Annotated in this window: 15 protein-coding genes and 1 pseudogene; 12 read left to right on the plus strand and 4 right to left on the minus strand. The window is 67.1% G+C overall.

Translation table 11 applies throughout. The annotated features are described in order from the left end of the window. Window positions 1-237, minus strand: a pseudogene (locus tag MRY84_RS21055) (hypothetical protein); the annotation flags it as partial. A 147-nt stretch (window positions 238-384) separates the two neighbouring features. On the opposite strand from MRY84_RS21055, the gene MRY84_RS21060 reads away from it, so the two are divergent. The 3 genes from MRY84_RS21060 to pyk all read left to right on the plus strand — a co-directional run bounded on the left by MRY84_RS21060 (window position 385) and on the right by pyk (window position 4163). Next, window positions 385-1782: an aminopeptidase P N-terminal domain-containing protein gene (locus MRY84_RS21060; RefSeq protein ID WP_291507634.1), complete on the plus strand. Its 1398-nt coding sequence runs from the start codon at window positions 385-387 to the stop codon at window positions 1780-1782. Window positions 1783-1784: 2 nt separating this feature from the next. Continuing rightward, a complete protein-coding gene (locus MRY84_RS21065; protein WP_291507635.1) occupies window positions 1785-2591 on the plus strand; it encodes a CPBP family intramembrane glutamic endopeptidase in 807 nt (268 codons plus the stop codon). Between the two features lie 135 nt (window positions 2592-2726). Continuing rightward, entirely contained in the window at window positions 2727-4163 is a 1437-nt protein-coding gene (pyk, locus tag MRY84_RS21070) for a pyruvate kinase (RefSeq protein WP_291507636.1), read from the plus strand. A gap of 28 nt (window positions 4164-4191) precedes the next feature. On the opposite strand, the gene MRY84_RS21075 is transcribed toward pyk, so the two are convergent. Beyond that, complete coding sequence (locus tag MRY84_RS21075; protein ID WP_291507647.1) at window positions 4192-4929, minus strand: phosphatase PAP2 family protein; 738 nt, start codon at window positions 4927-4929, stop codon at window positions 4192-4194. 87 nt (window positions 4930-5016) lie between these two features. On the opposite strand from MRY84_RS21075, the gene MRY84_RS21080 reads away from it, so the two are divergent. The 9 genes from MRY84_RS21080 to MRY84_RS21120 all read left to right on the plus strand — a co-directional run bounded on the left by MRY84_RS21080 (window position 5017) and on the right by MRY84_RS21120 (window position 15783). Further along, entirely contained in the window at window positions 5017-5721 is a 705-nt protein-coding gene (locus MRY84_RS21080; RefSeq protein ID WP_291507637.1) for a response regulator transcription factor, read from the plus strand. After that, window positions 5718-7136, plus strand: coding sequence for a histidine kinase dimerization/phospho-acceptor domain-containing protein (locus MRY84_RS21085; RefSeq protein WP_291507638.1), 1419 nt, complete (start codon window positions 5718-5720; stop codon window positions 7134-7136). Before MRY84_RS21080 ends, MRY84_RS21085 begins: the two co-directional genes overlap by 4 nt. An 89-nt stretch (window positions 7137-7225) precedes the next feature. Continuing rightward, the gene (gene fba / locus MRY84_RS21090) at window positions 7226-8290 is read left to right on the plus strand and encodes a class II fructose-bisphosphate aldolase (protein ID WP_291507639.1); all 1065 of its coding nucleotides are present in this window, start codon (window positions 7226-7228) and stop codon (window positions 8288-8290) included. A gap of 369 nt (window positions 8291-8659) precedes the next feature. Beyond that, window positions 8660-9289 (plus strand): hypothetical protein, encoded by a 630-nt coding sequence (locus MRY84_RS21095; protein ID WP_291507640.1) that lies wholly within the window; start codon window positions 8660-8662, stop codon window positions 9287-9289. 75 nt (window positions 9290-9364) lie between these two features. Then, the gene (locus tag MRY84_RS21100; protein WP_291507641.1) at window positions 9365-9904 is read left to right on the plus strand and encodes a phenylacetic acid degradation protein; all 540 of its coding nucleotides are present in this window, start codon (window positions 9365-9367) and stop codon (window positions 9902-9904) included. Between the two features lie 54 nt (window positions 9905-9958). Then, window positions 9959-11566 (plus strand): Re/Si-specific NAD(P)(+) transhydrogenase subunit alpha, encoded by a 1608-nt coding sequence (locus MRY84_RS21105; protein WP_291507642.1) that lies wholly within the window; start codon window positions 9959-9961, stop codon window positions 11564-11566. 34 nt (window positions 11567-11600) lie between these two features. Beyond that, a complete protein-coding gene (pntB, locus tag MRY84_RS21110) occupies window positions 11601-13013 on the plus strand; it encodes a Re/Si-specific NAD(P)(+) transhydrogenase subunit beta (protein ID WP_291507643.1) in 1413 nt (470 codons plus the stop codon). Between the two features lie 95 nt (window positions 13014-13108). Further along, the gene (locus tag MRY84_RS21115) at window positions 13109-14788 is read left to right on the plus strand and encodes a long-chain-fatty-acid--CoA ligase (protein WP_291507644.1); all 1680 of its coding nucleotides are present in this window, start codon (window positions 13109-13111) and stop codon (window positions 14786-14788) included. 218 nt (window positions 14789-15006) lie between these two features. Further along, window positions 15007-15783, plus strand: a complete 777-nt coding sequence (locus tag MRY84_RS21120; protein WP_291507645.1) for a 5'-methylthioadenosine/adenosylhomocysteine nucleosidase — start codon at window positions 15007-15009, stop codon at window positions 15781-15783. Between the two features lie 300 nt (window positions 15784-16083). Here MRY84_RS21120 and corA read toward each other — a convergent pair whose 3' ends face one another. Both corA and MRY84_RS21130 read right to left on the minus strand, forming a co-directional pair. Further along, window positions 16084-17070 (minus strand): magnesium/cobalt transporter CorA, encoded by a 987-nt coding sequence (corA, locus tag MRY84_RS21125; RefSeq protein ID WP_291507646.1) that lies wholly within the window; start codon window positions 17068-17070, stop codon window positions 16084-16086. 240 nt (window positions 17071-17310) lie between these two features. Further along, on the minus strand, window positions 17311-17827 hold a 517-nt coding region (locus MRY84_RS21130), incomplete at its 5' end, for a uracil-DNA glycosylase family protein (RefSeq protein WP_363317575.1).

Consider the following 17827-nt stretch of genomic DNA (forward strand, 5'->3'; position numbering starts at 1 on the left):
CTGGCCTTCCATTCGGACCAGCGCATCGCGCAGCCGCCCCGTGATGTCCCGCGCCCACGCATGGGCCGCGACATAGTCCAGCGCTCCGTCGTGGTGGCGCTTGAGCTGACCCAAGAGCACGCGCAGCTTGTCGCTGTTGGTCGTGGCGCCCTCGACCTGGAGCTGCGCCAGCCACAGGTACAGCTCGCTCGGGATGCGCGCGGAGAGAGGCTCCATCGTGGTGGACGTGGCAGTCATGGTGCAACCTGTGATGTGTTGAATTCGATGGTATTCGTTTGAATTCGTTTGTCAACGTGCAATTTAACCCGTGGGTTTTCGGGGATTCTCTGGTTGGCAGATGCCACCGTTCCACTTGCCGCGATCGAATCGCGATAAGAATAGCGAATGAGCTCAATGTCCTCGCACTCCTTTTACGCCCAGCGCCGCGCGCGCCTTGCTGCCCAACTGGGTGCTGGCGGCATCGCCATCATCCCCACGGCGCCCGAATACCCGCGCAACCGGGACACCGACTTCCTGTACCGGCACGACAGCTACTTCTACTACCTCACGGGCTTCACCGAGGCGGGCGCATGCCTCGTGGTCACGGCCGAAGGGCAGAGCACGCTGTTCTGCCGCCCCAAGGACCTCGAACGGGAGATCTGGGATGGCTACCGCCTGGGGCCGGCCGCAGCGCCTGCGGCGCTGGGGGTCGACGCCGCGCACTCGGCGGCCGAGCTCGACGCCAAGCTGCCACGCCTGCTCGAGAACCGCAGTTGCGTGTGGTACCCCTTCGCCACGCACGCCGGCCTGGCGGCGCGGGTGGAGGGCTGGCTGAACACCGTGCGAGCAAGGGTGCGCTACGGCGTGCTGTGCCCAGCCGCGCAGAACGACGTGTGCACGCTGCTCGACGAAATGCGGCTCATCAAGGACGCGCACGAGCAGGACATCATGCGCCGTGCCAGCGACATCAGCGCGCGCGCCCATATCCGCGCCATGCAGCGCTCGGCCCGCATGCTGCGCGCAGGCGAGGATGTGCGCGAATACCACCTCGACGCCGAGCTGCTGCACGCGTTCCGCGAGGGCGGCTCGCAGTACCCGGCCTATGGCTCCATCGTGGCTGCGGGTGCCAACGCCTGCGTGCTGCACTACCGCGCGGACGCGGCGCCGGTGCGCGATGGCGAGCTGGTCCTCATCGATGCGGGCTGCGAGCTCGATGGCTACGCGAGCGACATCACCCGCACCTTCCCGGCCAACGGCACCTTCACCGGGCCGCAGCGCGCGCTGTACGACCTGGTGCTGGCCAGCCAGGACGCGGCCGTGGCGGCCACCAAGGCCGGCGCGCGCTTCAATGACCCGCACGACGCCACCGTGGCCGTGCTGGCGCAGGGCATGCTCGACCTGGGCCTTCTCCACAAGAACAAGGTCGGCACCGTGCAGGACGTGATCGAAAAGCGCGCCTACTTCCAGTTCTACATGCACCGCACCGGCCACTGGCTGGGCATGGACGTGCACGACTGCGGCAGCTACGTGGAGCCCGGCGAGGTGGGCCAGTTGAGCGAACGCAAGGACCCGCTGTCCGGCGAGACCATCACCAACCGCCCCAGCCGCGTGCTGCGCCCGGGCATGGTGCTCACCATCGAGCCCGGTATCTATGTGCGTCCCGCCGAAGGGGTGCCGGAGCAGTTCCACCACATCGGCATCCGCATCGAGGACGATGCCATCGTCACCGATGGCGGGTGTGAGCTGATCACGCGCGGCGTGCCGGTGAAGGCCGACGAGATCGAAGCGCTGATGCGCGGCTAAGCGTGGACGTGCAACCTCGCCACGGGACCCAGGGCAACCCTGCGCCGGCAGATCTGCCGGTCTCACCCCGGCCCGTTTCCAGATGGCGGCTTGTCCTGGCGGTGTGGCTGCTGGGCATGCCCGGCGTGGTGGCCGTGGTGTGGGCGCTGCTGCCGCTGTTGGCTGCCAACGCGGCCTTGTTCCCGCTGCCGCTCTGGGCCATCGTGCTGCTCAGCGGGCTGCAGACGGCGGTGCTGCTTGTGCTGGCGGCGGTGGTCGGTGCGTGGCTGGCGCCGCGCGTCGGCCTGCAGGCGCCGGCGGTCTCCGCTTGGCTGAGCGGGCGGCCGGTGGGCCCGGCGCTGCGCCCACAGTGGCTGCCCGGTCTGTGCGGTGGCGTGGCCGGCGCGGCGTGGCTGTGGGTGCTGTCGCGCCTGGCGCCCGAGGCACTGCGGCCATCGGACCCTGCGAGCGCCATGCCCCTGGTGGTCAAGGTGCTGTACGGCGGTGTGACCGAGGAACTGCTCATGCGCTGGGGCGTCATGACGCTGCTGCTGTGGCTGGCCTGGCGCGTCGCCCGGCGCGGCCAGGGGCGGCCCGGCGGTGGCTTGGTGGCGATGGCCGTGGTGCTCAGCGCGCTGCTGTTTGCGCTGGGGCACTTGCCTGCGGCCCAAGCCATGGTGGGCGCGCTGACCGCGCCGGTGGTGGCCTTCGTGCTGGTGGGCAACACGGCGTTTGGCCTGGTGGCGGGGTGGCTGTTTGCGCGGCGGGGGCTGGAGGCCGCCATCATCGCGCACGGGCTGGCCCACCTGCTCTCGCATCCCCTGCTGTAACCCGGCCCGCTCCGCCAGGGCCCGCTCCGCCAGGGCTAGCTCACGAAGTAACCCGCATGTAACTGCGTGGTGCGGGCTTCGTGTGAGAATCGAAACTCGATTACATCCCTGACCACCAAAGAAAGAGACAAGCCCATGCCAACCCGCCGCGCCACCAAGATCGTTGCCACCCTGGGCCCCGCTTCCAGCGACCCGGCGCTGCTGGAAGCGATGATCCGGGCGGGGGTGAACGTGGTGCGGCTGAACTTCAGCCACGGCAAGGCGCAGGACCACATCGACCGCGCCGCCACGGTGCGCGCCGCAGCGCAGCGGGCCGGGCGCGAGGTGGCCATCATGGCCGACCTGCAGGGCCCCAAGATCCGCGTGGGCAAGTTTGCCGAGGGCAAGGTGCAGCTCACCTCCGGCGCCAAGTTCGTTCTGGACGCGTCGCGCACCGAGCCCGGCGACATCGACGGCGTCGGGCTTGACTACAAGGAGCTGCCCCGCGACGTGAAAGCGGGCGACCTGTTGCTGCTCAACGATGGCCTGATCGTGCTGAGCGTCGATGCCGTGCGGGGCGAAGAGGTCCATACCACCGTCAAAGTGGGCGGCGAGCTGTCCAACAACAAGGGCATCAACAAGAAGGGCGGGGGCCTCACGGCGCCGGCCCTCACGGCCAAGGACATGGAAGACATCCGCACGGCGATGAGCTTCCAGGCCGACTACGTGGCGGTGAGCTTTCCGAAGAACGCGACCGACATGGAGATGGCGCGCCAGCTGTGCAACGTGGCTGCGCAGGAGTTCCGCCACCGCCCCGGGCTGATCGCCAAGATCGAGCGGGCTGAGGCAATTCCCCACCTCGAGTCCATCCTGCGTGTCTCCGACGGCATCATGGTGGCGCGCGGCGATCTGGCCGTGGAAGTGGGCAACGCGGCAGTGCCCGCGCTGCAGAAGAAGATGATCCGCATGGCGCGCGACCTGGACAAGGTCGTCATCACCGCCACGCAGATGATGGAAAGCATGATCACCAACCCCGTGCCCACGCGCGCCGAGGTGAGCGACGTGGCCAACGCCGTTCTGGACGGTACCGACGCGGTGATGCTCAGCGCCGAGACCGCCGCCGGCCGCTACCCGCTCGAAACCGTGGAGGAAATGGCCACCATCTGCGCCGCGGCCGAGGCGGCCGAGGACCACCAGCTGGACGCCGATTTCACAGGCCAGACCTTCCGCCGCATCGACCAGTCCATCGCCATGGGCGCGCTGTTCACGGCGCACCACCTGGGGGCCAAGGCCATCGTGGCGATGACGGACAGCGGCGCCACGGCGCTGTGGATGAGCCGCCACCGCATCCACATTCCCATCTATGCCCTCACGCCCAAGGTGGCAACCCAGCGCAAGATGGCCATGTACCGCAATGTGCGCCCGCTGCTCATGGACACCAGCGCCGACCGTGACACTGCACTCGAGCAGGCCGAAGGCCACCTCAAGAGCCGCAACATCGTGCAAAAGGGCGATGTCTACGCCATCACCTGTGGTGAGCCCATGGGGGCCCCGGGCGGAACCAACATGCTGAAGATCTGCGTCGCCAACTGATCCGGACGGGAGCGGCGCTCACGCCGTCTCAACCGGCCGCGCGCGGCGGTTCGCCCGCAACGGCAGCGGACAGGCCTGCCAGACGGGGCCTCAGGGCCGACGCGCCCAGGTCGCACAGCCAGCCCACCGTCCAGCACAGCCAGCCCGTCCACAGCGTGTGGCTCATGAAGTGGGCGCCACGCACCTGCTGGGCACCGCCCAGCACCAGTCCCGCCAGGACTGCTGCCGCCAGCCACCAGCGTGCCGCAGCCGGTGCGTTGTGGCGCAGTGCAAAGTAGCCCCCCACGAAGGCAAAGCCGGCCGAGGCATGGCCTGCCGGAAAGCATCGCCCGCCCCCCCCATCGATCACCCCCAGCGCCCAGTGGGACGCATAGCGGGCCACGCCCCCAAACTCGGCCAGGTCCCAGGGGCAGCTGGTGGTGCTCAGGTTCTTGACCATGCTCACGGCCGCCAGTGCCAGCAGGGCGCTCAGGGCCATCTGCAGGCGTCCGCCCGCATCCAGCCGCCGCAGCACCCCCAGGGGCCACCACACCCCCAGCGCCAGCAGCAGCACCAGCAGCCATCCCAGGCGGCGGGCCCCTTCGTGCAGCACCTGTACGAAGAACCATTGCTCCCGCATCGGAAAGCCGCTGGCCGAGCCAAACGCACGCGCGAGGGGGATGTCCTGCCCGCCGGCATCCCAGGCCACCACGGCCGCCAGGATGCCGAGCGTCCACAGGAGGAGGGTACGGTGCTGGACGGCGAAGCGAGGGCGCGAGGAGGGCATGGACGGCATGCCGCGCACCATAGGCCGCGCCACTTAACGCCGCCTTAATCCCGCCCGCCGTCCGCCCCGTCCGGCGACAATGGCTGCATGCGAATACTCGTGGTCGAAGACGACGCCGGCATTGCCGCAGGCCTGCGCACCAACTTGCAGCAGCGCGGCTATGCGGTGGATGTGTGCGATGGCGTCGCCAGTGCCTGGGGCGCGCTGCGTTCTGAGCGCTTCGATGCGGTGCTGCTCGATCTGGGGCTGGCCGATGGCGACGGCGGGGATCTGCTGCGGCGGCTGCGGCTGAGCCCGGCACCCCCGCCAGGAGCTGTGCACGCCTTGCCCGACCCTTCCACGCCGGTGCTCATCGTCACGGCACGCGATCAGGTCCACCAGCGTGTGGCCGGGTTGGACCAGGGAGCCGACGACTACCTTGCCAAGCCCTTTGACATGGATGAGCTGGATGCCCGCTTGCGCGCCCTGCTGCGCCGGGCTGCCGGCCGCGCCTCACCCACCATCCGCCACGGCGACATCGAACTGGACCCGGCTGCGCGCACCGTGCGCCAGGGCGGCAAGGTGGTGGAAATGTCGCCCCGCGAGTTCTCGGTGCTGCTGGTGCTGCTGGAGGCGCGCGGGCGTGTGCTTTCGCGCCAGCAGATCGAAGAGCGCCTGTACAGCTGGGACGCGGCCATTGAGAGCAACGCGGTGGAGGTCCACATCCACCATTTGCGGCGAAAGCTGGGCAGCGCGGCCATCCAGACGATGCGCGGCGTGGGCTACTTCATGCCCCAGGAGCCCGCCGCGTGAAGCCGGCTCCTGCTGCTTCCCCGGAGCGCCGGCCCCGGCGGGCGTCCCTCACGCGCCAGTTGCTGCTGTGGTCGCTGGGCGCGCTGGCCGTGGTGTGGGGCAGTTTCGTCGTCATGGGCTACCAGACGGGCGTGCACGAGGCCGATGAGCTGACCGATGGGCATCTGGCCAGCGTGGCGGCGCTGTTGCTGAACCTGCGCGCCCACGAGGCGGCCGAGGGCACGCAAATCACGCAGCGGGTGAACCCCCCGGGGCTCAAGTCGCATGACTACCAGCAGTCGCTCAGCGTGTTCCAGTGGGATGCCCAGGGCCGCATGCTCCACCACATCGGAAGCGCTCCCGTACCGCCCTTCAACAGCAGCGAAGGGTTTGCCGACCTCGTCCTGGGGCCGGAGGGCGTGGTGTGGCGCAGCTTCTCGCAGTGGGATGCGGCACGGTCCCGCAGGATCACGGTGCTGCTGGAACTGCGCGAACGCGATGCGCTGGCAGAGGACATTGCCGAGCAGATGATCGAGCCCGGACTTTGGTTGCTGCCGGTGGTCTCGCTGGCGCTCGGGCTTGCGCTGTGGCGGGGGCTGCGCCCACTGTATGCCCTGTCCGCCGATGTCGCGGCGCTGGATCCGGCCAGCACCCAGCGCCTCGCCTCGCGCCATGCGTGGGCCGAGTTCGAGTCGGTCGTGGCATCCATCAATACGCTGCTCGACCGGCAGCAGGCGGCGATGGTGCGCGAGCGCAGGCTGGCCAATGAAGTGGCGCACGAGTTGCGCACGCCGCTGTCGTCCATCGCGCTGCAGGCCAGCGCCCTGGGTGGCGAGCTCGACGACACCGCCCGCCATCAGGCCATCGAGCGCATCGGCCAGGATGCCTTGCGAGCGGGCCATGTGCTCAACCAGTTGCTCGCCTTGGCCCGTGCAAGCCGCGCCGAGCTGCACGAAGCGACGGCCCCGGTCGACCTGTGCGCCGTGGCACGCGAGGTCTGCGGCGATTACGCCCAGATGGCCTGGCAGCGGGGGGATGAGATCGCCCTCTCCGCGCCCGCCGAGCTCTGGGTGCACGGGCATGCCGTGCTGCTCGATATCGCCGCGCGCAACTTGGTGGAAAACGCGCTCAAGCACACACCGCGAGGCACGCGCATCGCGGTGCAGGTGGGTGCCTCGGACGGCAACGCGGGTGACACAGGGGGGGGCACCGGGGCTTGGCTGCAGGTGTGCGACGACGGCGCACGCCGCCAGCCCGCCGGGGCGGCCAGCGCGGGCGCCGCGAGCCCTGTGGACAGCTTGCACCTGGGGCACGAAATCCTGCGGCGTGTCGCCGACATCCACGGGGGGCGATTTGGGTCGGCATTGGCATCGCCGCCCTTTACCACCTGTTATCGCTTGGATTTGCCGACATCGCCTGTGGCAGCCCCCGGTTAAAATTGCGAGTTACCAAGCGGTTACCACCGCACCGCCCGGCTTGTCTGCCCCGGGCAGCTTCTACCAACCCTTCAACGGACTCCACGACCATGCCCCTCGTTTCGATGCGCGAACTGCTCGACCATGCTGCCGCTCACAGCTATGGCATCCCAGCCTTCAACGTCAACAACCTGGAACAGGTCCAGGCCGTGATGGCCGCCGCCGACGAAGTGGGTGCGCCAGTCATCCTTCAGGCCAGCGCTGGCGCGCGCAAGTACGCGGGCGAACCCTTCATCAAGCACCTGATCCAGGCGGCGGTCGAGGCCTTCCCCCACATCCCGCTGGTGATGCACCAGGATCACGGCACCAGCCCGAAGGTCTGCCAGGGCGCCATCGAGCTGGGCTTTGGCTCGGTGATGATGGACGGCTCGCTGATGGAAGACGGCAAGACTCCTTCGTCCTTCGACTACAACGTGGAAGTGACGCGCAAGGTGGTGGACATGGCCCACAAGGTGGGTGTGACGGTCGAGGGCGAACTCGGCTGCCTGGGCAACCTGGAGACGGGTGATGCGGGCGAGGAAGACGGCATTGGCGCCGTGGGCAAGCTGGACCACAGCCAGATGCTGACCGACCCCGAGGAGGCCGCGACCTTCGTGAAGGCCACGCAGCTGGACGCACTGGCGATCGCGATCGGCACCAGCCACGGCGCGTACAAGTTCAGCCGCAAGCCCACGGGCGACATCCTGGCCATCAGCCGCGTGAAAGAAATCCACGCCCGCATCCCCAACACCCATCTGGTCATGCACGGCTCCTCGTCGGTGCCGGCCGAGTTGCTGGCCGTCATCAACCAGTACGGCGGCAAGATGAAGGAAACCTACGGCGTGCCCGTGGAAGAGATCCAGGAAGCCATCAAGTACGGTGTGCGCAAGATCAACATCGACACCGACATCCGCTTGGCCATGACTGGCGCGGTGCGCAAGTTCCTGTTCGAGAACCCCGACAAGTTCGATGCGCGCGAATGGCTCAAGCCCGCCCGTGAAGCCGCCAAGGCCGTGTGCAAGCAGCGCTACCTGGAGTTTGGCTGCGAAGGCCAGGGCGCCAAGATCAAGGGCTACAGCCTTCAGGAAGTGGCGCAGCAGTACGCTGCCGGCACCCTGGCGCAAGTAGTCAACTGAACGTGAACTGATCACCCTGTCCCTGTGGGGTTCTGCGCAGCCTGGCCGCCTGGTGCGGCCAGGCTTTTTTTTGCCCGCTCGGCGCCGGCTGGGGAGTTCCCCCTACATCCGCCGAAGGCAGCGGCGATCAGAAATTCTTCATGTAAGCTCGCGGTCAGCTTTTCTGCGGGGGCTGTGCGGGGGCGGCGATGGCGAGGCTTGTGCCGTGATGCTCTGCTGGTTTTTGCTCCCCGTGGAGGGAATGGGCGGCATGGGATGGGATGATGGGCGGCATATCTGCATGAACCTTCTTCTATGACTCTGATGACTTCAAAGTTCCGGTATCTGTTGCCCTGCGCCCTGGGTGTGCTCGTGGCCGGGTGTGCGCCAATGACCGTCCCGCCAAAGGCGGAATACCCCGCAGGCCGTGCGCGCCTGGTTCTGCCTGCAGGGGCCTGGCAAGACCTGGGCATCTCCGACCAAACCCGCGCCGGGTTGCAGACGCGCTCCGTGGGCCTGCGCGGCGCGCAGGGCGAATGGCTGGCCGTGTTGCGCGTGCAGACCAACCGCACTGGCGCCCTGGCCGGGTTTCCGCTGGGGCCGGGCGACTGCCCGCGCCAGCAGAATGTCCTGGTGACCGATCCGGCCGCCGGCAGCCCCGTGCGCGCGGACTGCCTGCGCCTCAAGAACTGGGGCACCGATGCGAAGTGGCTGGAAAAGAACCGGCCCGATCTGGTGCAGTGGTTAGGCAACCACCAAGTGATGCTGAAGCCGCCGTATTCGTACCTGAGCTACCGGTATGCGACGCAAGCGGGTGCCTGGGTGGCTGTGGACGCCCTGGTGGACCAGCGGCTGCTGGCTCCGCGAGCGCGCACCAACGAGGAGTTCCTGCTCGCAGGCCTGCCGGCCCAACAGTGGAGCCAGGATCTGGCCCAGGCCGCGCGCCTGAGCGTGGGCATGGCGGATGGCTACCTGGCCGTCCCGCCGTTCCCGTTTGCGGAAGCGGCATCCAAAAAATAACCGGCGCCAAAAGCGCACCCGACCGCCAAACCACAAGAACACACACAGGCAACACAAGAGAGAGGGAGATTCACCATGGGCGTGGTCCTGCAGATTCTGGGGCTCATCATCACCTTTACGATGGCAATGGAGGCCCTGCGGCGTTTCGGTATCGATGTCGGCTGGCTCAACCCGCTGGCCTTCTTCCGCCGCCGCGCCTGGGCCAAGAAGGTCCAGACGCCGCCGCTGTATGCGTTGGAGCATCCGGTGGATGTGGTGGCCGTGATGGCCCTGGCCGTGGTGCAGGCGACCGGCGCCGTGACGGTGGAGCAGAAGGACGGCGTGCTGGCCCTGCTGCGCCAGCATCTGGGCCTGAACGAGGCCGACGCTGGCAATCTCTGGGTGGCCAGTTCCCACATGCTGCGCAATCGCCCGCTGGCGGTGAGCGAAGTGCCTGCCGTGCTGGAACGCAGCGCGGACAAGTTCACTGATTACCACGTGCAGACGCTGCGCTCCGTGATGCTGGGGGCCGCGCAGATCGTACCGCCCGCCAGCGCGGAGCAGCAGCGGCTTCTAGAGGCCATGGACGCCTACTTCAGCCAAAAGCGCGCCGCTGCGCGCCCCTGGGCGGGCTAGGGCGGATAGACCGGCCGCAGGCACAACGATTCCACAACTTGGAGGAGACCTCCCATGCAGACAAGTCCTGTTCCGCAGCCGCAGCGCATCGGCATTCCCCGGGAAACCTTCCCGGGGGAGAAGCGTGTGGCCACCGTGCCCGATGTGGTTGAAAAGCTGGTCAAGCTGGGTTTCATCGTGGCGGTGGAGTCGGGGGCCGGAGAGGCCGCCAACTTCAGTGACGAGGCTTACCGCGCGGCCGGGGCCGAAGTGGTGCACGGTGCGGCAGCGCTGTGGGCTGGTTCGGACATCGTCTTCAAGGTCCGCCCGCCCAGCAGCGACGAAGTGGCGCTGATGCGCGAAGGCACCACGCTCATTGATTTCATCTGGCCTGCGCAAAACCCCGACTTGATGCAGCAGCTGGCCGCGAAAAAGGCCACCGTGCTCGCCATCGACTGCCTGCCGCGCACGCTGTCGCGGGCCCAGAAGATGGATGCGCTCACCTCCACGGCCGGTGTGAGCGGCTACCGCGCCGTGATCGAGGCGGCCAATGCCTTTGGGCGCTTCTTCAACGGCCAGATCACGGCGGCGGGCAAGGTGCCGCCCGCCAAGGTCTTCATTGCGGGCGCTGGCGTGGCGGGTCTTGCGGCCATCGGCACGGCGGCCAACCTGGGCGCCATCGTGCGCGCCAACGACACGCGCGCCGAGGTGGCCGACCAGGTCAAGTCGCTGGGTGGCGAGTTCGTCAAGGTCGACTACGAAGAGGAAGGCTCTGGCGGGGGCGGTTATGCCAAGGTCATGAGCGAAGGCTTCCAGGCCGCGCAGCGCAAGATGTACGCGGAGCAGGCCAAGGATGCCGACATCATCATCACCACCGCGCTGATCCCCGGCAAACCCGCGCCCAAGCTCATCACCGCCGAGATGGTGCAGAGCATGAAGCCCGGCAGCGTGATCGTGGACATGGCCGCCGAGCAGGGCGGCAACTGCGAACTGACCGTGCCCGGCGAAGCCGTGGTGCGCCACGGCGTGACCATCATCGGCTACACCGACCTGGCCTCGCGCCTGGCCAAGCAGTCGTCCACGCTGTATGCCACCAACTTGCTCCGCCTGACCGAAGAGCTGTGCAAGGCCAAGGACGGCGTGGCTGTGGTCAACATGGAGGACGACGCGATCCGCGGCCTCACGGTGGTCAAGGACGGTGCCATCACCTGGCCCGCGCCGCCGCTCCAGCAGGCCCCTGCACCTGCGCACAAAGCCGCCGCAGCGCCAGTGGAGCAAAAGAAGGGCGGGCACGGCCATGGCAGCAGCGCCCCGCTGCCCGCCAAGACGCTGGCCATTCTTTTTGCGGTTGCCGCCGTAGCTTTCTGGTTCATCGGCGCCTACGCGCCCGCGGCGTTCCTGGGCCACTTCACGGTGTTCGTGCTGGCCTGCTTCATCGGCTACATGGTGGTGTGGAACGTCACCCCCGCGCTGCACACGCCGCTGATGAGCGTGACCAACGCCATCTCCAGCATCATCGCCATCGGGGCGCTGGTGCAGATCGCGCCGCCCGAGGCGGGCGCGAACGGGCGGCCCGACGGGCTCATCCTCTGGCTGGCCTTTGCCGCCATCGTGCTCACGGCCGTCAACATGTTCGGCGGCTTTGCGGTCACGCGCCGCATGCTGGCCATGTTCCGCAAGTAAGCCACCACGACAAGAACAACGAGGAGCACAGAACATGTCCCCAAGCCTTGCCACCGTCGCCTACCTGGGCGCGGCCATTTTGTTCATCCTGAGCCTGGGCGGGCTCTCCAACCCCGAAACCTCGCGCCGGGGCAACCTGTTCGGCATGGTCGGCATGGCGCTGGCCGTGCTGGCCACGGTGTTCGGCCCGCGCGTCAGTCCGTCCGGCATGGCCTGGATCGTGGGGGCACTGGTCATCGGCGGCGGCATTGGCCTGTATGCCGCCAGGGTCGTCAAGATGACCCAGATGCCCGAGCTGGTCGCGCTCATGCACAGCCTGGTGGGCCTGGCGGCCTGCCTCGTGGGGTTTGCGAGCTACGTCGATACCTCGATCCAGCTGCAAGGGGCCGAGAAGATCATCCACGAGGTGGAGATCTATGTCGGCATCCTGATCGGCGCTGTCACATTCAGTGGCTCGCTGATCGCCTTTGGAAAGCTCAACGGCAAGATCGGAGGCAAGCCCCTGCTGCTGCCTGCGCGCCATTGGCTCAACCTCGCTGCGTTGCTGATCGTGATCTGGTTCGGCCGCGAGTTCCTGCGTGCCGAAACGGTGGAGCAGGGCATGCTCCCGCTCACGGTGATGACGGTGATTGCGCTGCTGTTCGGCATCCACATGGTCATGGCCATTGGCGGTGCCGACATGCCGGTGGTGGTGTCCATGCTCAACAGCTACTCGGGCTGGGCGGCGGCCGCCACGGGCTTCATGCTCTCCAACGACCTGCTCATCGTCACGGGCGCGCTGGTAGGTTCTTCGGGCGCCATCCTGTCCTACATCATGTGCAACGCGATGAACCGCAACTTCATCAGCGTGATCGCCGGGGGCTTTGGTTCGGGCGGCGGTGCGCCCGCCAAGAAAGGGGATGCCGCCGAGCCTCAGGGCGAGGTCGTGCCCGTGGCGGCCACCGAGACGGCCGAGCTGCTGCGCGATGCCAAGAGCGTGATCATCGTGCCGGGCTACGGCATGGCGGTGGCCCAGGCGCAGCACACGGTCAACGAGATCGTGAAGACCCTGCGCGAGCGGGGCGTGCAGGTCCGCTTCGCCATCCACCCCGTGGCGGGTCGCATGCCCGGCCACATGAACGTGCTGCTGGCAGAGGCCAAGGTGCCGTACGACATCGTGATGGAGATGGACGAGATCAATGCGGACTTCCCGGAGGCCGACGTGGCCATGGTCATCGGTGCCAACGACATCGTGAACCCCGCCGCGCAGGACGACCCCACCAGCCCCATCGCCGGCATGCCCGTGCTGGAGGTTTGGAAGGCCAAGACCTCCATCGTGATGAAGCGGTCCATGGCCTCGGGCTACGCTGGCGTGGACAACCCCTTGTTCTACAAAGACAACAACCGCATGCTGTTCGGGGATGCCAAGAAAATGCTGGACGAAGTGCTCGCTGCGCTCAAGGGCTGACGGGCATAATTCCAGATGGAAAAAAGCACGACCGTGCTGAAAATTCCGGCAGGGTCGATTTACCGCCAAAAATGACTTACCAGGAGACAACGCACATGACCGATCGCCCATGGCTGGCCGCCTACCCGCAGGGTGTACCCGCCGACATCGACACTTCGCAGTACACGTCCCTTGTTGCGCTCATGGACGAAGCGTTCAAGAAGTACGCTGACCGTGTGGCCTACAGCTTCATGGGCAAGGACGTGACCTATGCGCAGACGGATTCGCTCTCCAGCGCGTTCGCGGCCTATCTGCAGGGCCTCGGCCTGGTCAAGGGCGACCGCGTGGCCATCATGATGCCCAACGTCCCGCAATACCCCGTCACGGTGGCAGCGGTTTTGCGGGCGGGCTTCGTGGTGGTCAATGTGAATCCGCTGTACACCCCGCGCGAACTGGAGCACCAGCTCAAGGACTCGGGTGCCAAGGCCATCGTGATCATCGAGAACTTTGCGCACACGCTGCAAAGCTGCATTGCCAACACGCCCGTGAAGCACGTGGTGCTGTGTGCCATGGGCGACCAACTGGGACTGCTCAAGGGCGCGCTCGTCAACTACGTGGTGCGCAACGTCAAGAAGATGGTGCCGGCCTACAACCTGCCGGGCGCCGTGCGCTTCAACGACGCCGTGGCCCAGGGCACGCGCGGCACGCTCAAGAAGCCCGACATCAAGCCCGACGACATCGCGCTGCTGCAGTACACCGGCGGCACGACGGGCGTGAGCAAGGGGGCCGTGCTCCTTCAGCGCAACATCATCGCCAACGTGCTGCAGTCCGAAGCCTGGAACGACCCCGTGATGAAGAAGGTGCCAGCGGGCGAGCAGCAGACCAGCATCTGCGCGCTGCCGCTGTACCACATCTTCGCCTTCACCGTGAACATGATGCTCTCCATGCGCACGGGCGGCAAGACCATCCTGATCCCGAATCCGCGCGACCTGCCAGCGGTGCTCAAGGAGCTGTCCAAGCACACCTTCCACAGCTTCCCGGCGGTGAATACGCTGTTCAACGGACTGGCCAACCACCCCGACTTCAACACCGTCAACTGGAAGAACCTCAAGGTCTCTGTGGGCGGTGGCATGGCCGTGCAGGGCGCCGTGGCCAAGCTGTGGCTGGAGAAGACGGGCTGCCCCATCTGCGAAGGCTACGGTCTGTCGGAAACCAGCCCGTCCGTCAGTTGCAATCCCGTGACCGCCAAGGAGTTCACGGGCACCATCGGCGTGCCGTTGCCCAGCACCGTGATGAAGCTGCTGGACGATGACGGCCACGAGGTGACCACGCCGGGCCAGGCGGGCGAGATCGCCATCAAGGGCCCGCAGGTGATGGCCGGCTATTGGCAGCGCCCCGATGAAACCGCCAAGGTCATGACCGAAGACGGTTTCTTCAAGTCCGGCGACATCGGCGTCATGGACGAGCGCGGCTTCTTCAAGATCGTGGACCGCAAGAAGGACATGGTTTTGGTCAGCGGCTTCAACGTCTACCCCAACGAGGTCGAGGAAGTCGTGGCCAACTGCCCCGGTGTGCTCGAGTGCGCCGTGGTGGGCGTGCCCGACGAGAAGACGGGCGAGGCCGTCAAGCTGGTGATCGTGAAGAAGGACCCCGCGCTGACCGAAGCGCAGGTCAAGGAGTTCTGCCGCCACGAGCTCACTGGCTACAAGCAGCCCAAGGTGATCGAGTTCCGCACCGAACTGCCCAAGACCCCCGTGGGGAAGATCCTGCGGCGCGAGCTGCGCGAGAAGAAGTGAGCATCCCCCTGAGCCGCTTTGGCGCTCGGTGCTGGCCGCCAGAGGCGGCAGCTCTTCGGGCCGCTCAAGCCTGCGCGGGCAGGCTTGGGGCCACGGCCCTCAGCCCCTTCTCTCGCTGCGCTAAGCGCTGCGGGAAGGGGGACAACGCCAGCGCGGCGGGGCGGCCCTTGCGCGGCGTTCGCTGGCGTGGAGTGCGCCAGTTTTAACCTGATTGCCCCATGACCACCGCAATACTCAGTGCGCTGCCGGAAGAGCAAAGCTCGCTGGTCCAGCACCTGTTGCACGCGCAGCGTGTGATGCATGCGGGCCGCGCCTTTTGGCTGGGCGAACTGCACGGACGGCCGGTGGTGCTGGCGCTGTCGGGCATCGGGAAGGTGGCGGCCAGCACCACGGCGACGGCGCTCATCGAGCGTTTCGGCGTGGCGCGCATTGTCTTCACCGGCGTGGCCGGCGGTGTGGGCGATGGGGTGAACGTGGGCGATGTGGTCGTGGCCAACGAGTACCTGCAGCACGACATGGACGCCTCGCCGTTGTTCCCGCGCTGGGAAATGCCCGGCTACGCGCGCAGCCGCTTTGTGTGCGATGCGCCGCTCTCCGCTCTGCTTTCAGGAGCTGCCAGCGCTTATCTGGCAAGCGCTGACGGCCAATTGGGCTTCAGATCGATGGATGGGCAGGTACCGGCCAATCCAACCGCCCCGCGCGTGCACGCGGGCCTCGTGGCCAGCGGTGACCGCTTTGTGTGTGCCGCCAGCGAGGCCCAGCACCTGCGCAGCACGCTGCAAGCCGCCGGCCACGACGTGCTGGCCGTCGAGATGGAAGGCGCCGCCGTGGCCCAGGTGTGCCACGACTACGGCCTGCCCTTCGCCGCCGTGCGCACCATCTCCGACCGCGCCGACGACACCGCGCACGTGGACTTCCCCGCTTTCGTGCGCACCGTGGCCACGCGCTATGCGGAGCACATCCTGCTGGGATTTGTGCAAGAGCTATCAAAATGATAGCTGTTTGCGCTTGCCCATCAAGCGCTGCGGGCCAAAATGGTCTGAAGTCGCGGTTGGTCTCCGCTTCCACAACGTTGGGAGGTGGCTCGCCCTGGCTTCGACGGGCTCAGCCCGAACGGACGCTGAAATGGGAACGTGTACCGCTTTCACGCAATCCCTGCCACACCCCGCGCCTCGCAGTCCCCCTGCGCCGTGAAACCGGCGCGCCCCAATACCAGCGCCACCGTGGATCCGGCTTCGCCGGTCCACCGGAGGCGTCCCCCCTCTGGGGGGAAGGCGCGCAGCGCCACAGGGGGGCTACTTCAACCAGCCGCGCTTGCGGAAGTACCACATGGGCCCGAGAGCGCTGGCCACCATCAGCGCGAGCGCATACGGATACCCCAGCGACCAGTCCAGCTCGGGCATGAACTTGAAGTTCATGCCGTACACACTCGCGATCAGCGTGGGTGGCAGCAGGGCCACGCTGGCCACCGAGAAGATCTTGATGATCTTGTTCTGGTTGATGTTGATGAAACCGACCGTGGCGTCCATCAGGAAGTTGATCTTGTCGAACAGGAACGCCGTGTGGTTGTCCAGCGATTCGATGTCGCGCAGGATCTGGCGGGCTTCCTCGAACTGCTCGGAGTTCAGCATCTTGGAGCGCATCATGAAGCTCACCGCGCGGCGCGTGTCCATCACGTTGCGGCGGATGCGTCCGTTCAAGTCTTCCTGGCGGGCGATGGCGGCCAGCACTTCGCCGGCGCGGGCGTCGGTCACGTCGCCAGCCAGCACCTGCTTGCTCACCAGTTCCAGCTCGTCGTAGATGCCTTCGAGGGTATCGGCCGAGTATTCGGCGTCCGCATCGAACAGCTTGAGCAGCACTTCCTTGGCGTCTTCGATCAGCCCCGGGGCCCGGCGCGCACGCATGCGCAGCAGGCGGAAGACCGGCACGTCCTCATCGTGGATGGAAAACAGCACGCCGCGGCTCTTGAGATTGGCGTTGTGCTGGTTCAGGATGAAGGCCACGCGCACCGAGCGGGGGTCCTCGTCGTCGTCGATCAGGAAGTCGCTGCGGATGTGCAGCTCGCCGTTGTCTTCCTCGTAGAAGCGGGCGGATTCCTCGATGTCCTCGTCCATCGCATCCTCGGGGATGGACAGGCCGTAGTGCTGCTTGATCCAGCGCTTTTCTTCGAGCGTGGGGGCTTCCAGGTCCACCCAGATGGGCTGGAACTTCGTCAGCTCTTCCAGCGATTCGATTTCTTCCTGGAACAGCCGGCCATTGGCAAGCGTGAAGATGTTGAGCATGGGCTCACTCCCTTGTTGTGTGGCATCTGCGGTGGGGGGCGTGGGGTGCTTTCAACCCCCACGGCAGGCCGGGGAGCGGAAAGCTACCAACTCGGGTAGGTTTCCAAGGAGCTGTCTCCGTCAATGTTGTTGGACAAGGCGCGAATTATGGCATCGCCGGGATGAACGGGCGATGGCCAAAAGCGCCCGCCGCACGGGCTGGCGGCGTCGGAACGGCAGTGGGCCGGCACCAGGGCAGCATCAGGCGGCCGAGGTCCGCACGATGGCCAGCGCGCGGCACAGGTCTGCCCAGGCGGCGGCCTTGGTCTCTTGCGAGCGCAGCAGGAATGCGGGGTCGTAAGTGACCACAGCGGGGCACCCGGCGAGCTGGTGCGGGCCGGCGCGCAGGCGGCCCAGCGGCTCGGTGCGGCCCAGCGCGGCGCGCGCGGCGACATGGCCCAGCACGAGCACCAGCACGGGTCGCAGCGTGGCCACCATACCGGCGAGGGCGGCCGGGATGTCGTCCGTCGGTCCAGACGCCGGTTCTGGCGCGGGTGCGGGCGACGGGGCAGCGCGTTCCAGTGCGGCCAAGTGCACGCGAGGATGCCGGTGCAGCTGCATCGCCCGCAGCATGTTGTCCAGCAGGCGGCCTGCGTCGCCCCCCAGCGGCTCGGTCGGCGTGAGGCTCTCGGCCACGATGAGCCAGCCTGCGCCCAGTTCGGCAGGGGCCTGGGCCGGATCGGCCGAGGGATAGAGCACCCGGGGGGCATGCAGGCGC

It is taken from the genome of Acidovorax sp., assembly GCF_022763525.1.
Taxonomy (GTDB): domain Bacteria; phylum Pseudomonadota; class Gammaproteobacteria; order Burkholderiales; family Burkholderiaceae_C; genus Acidovorax.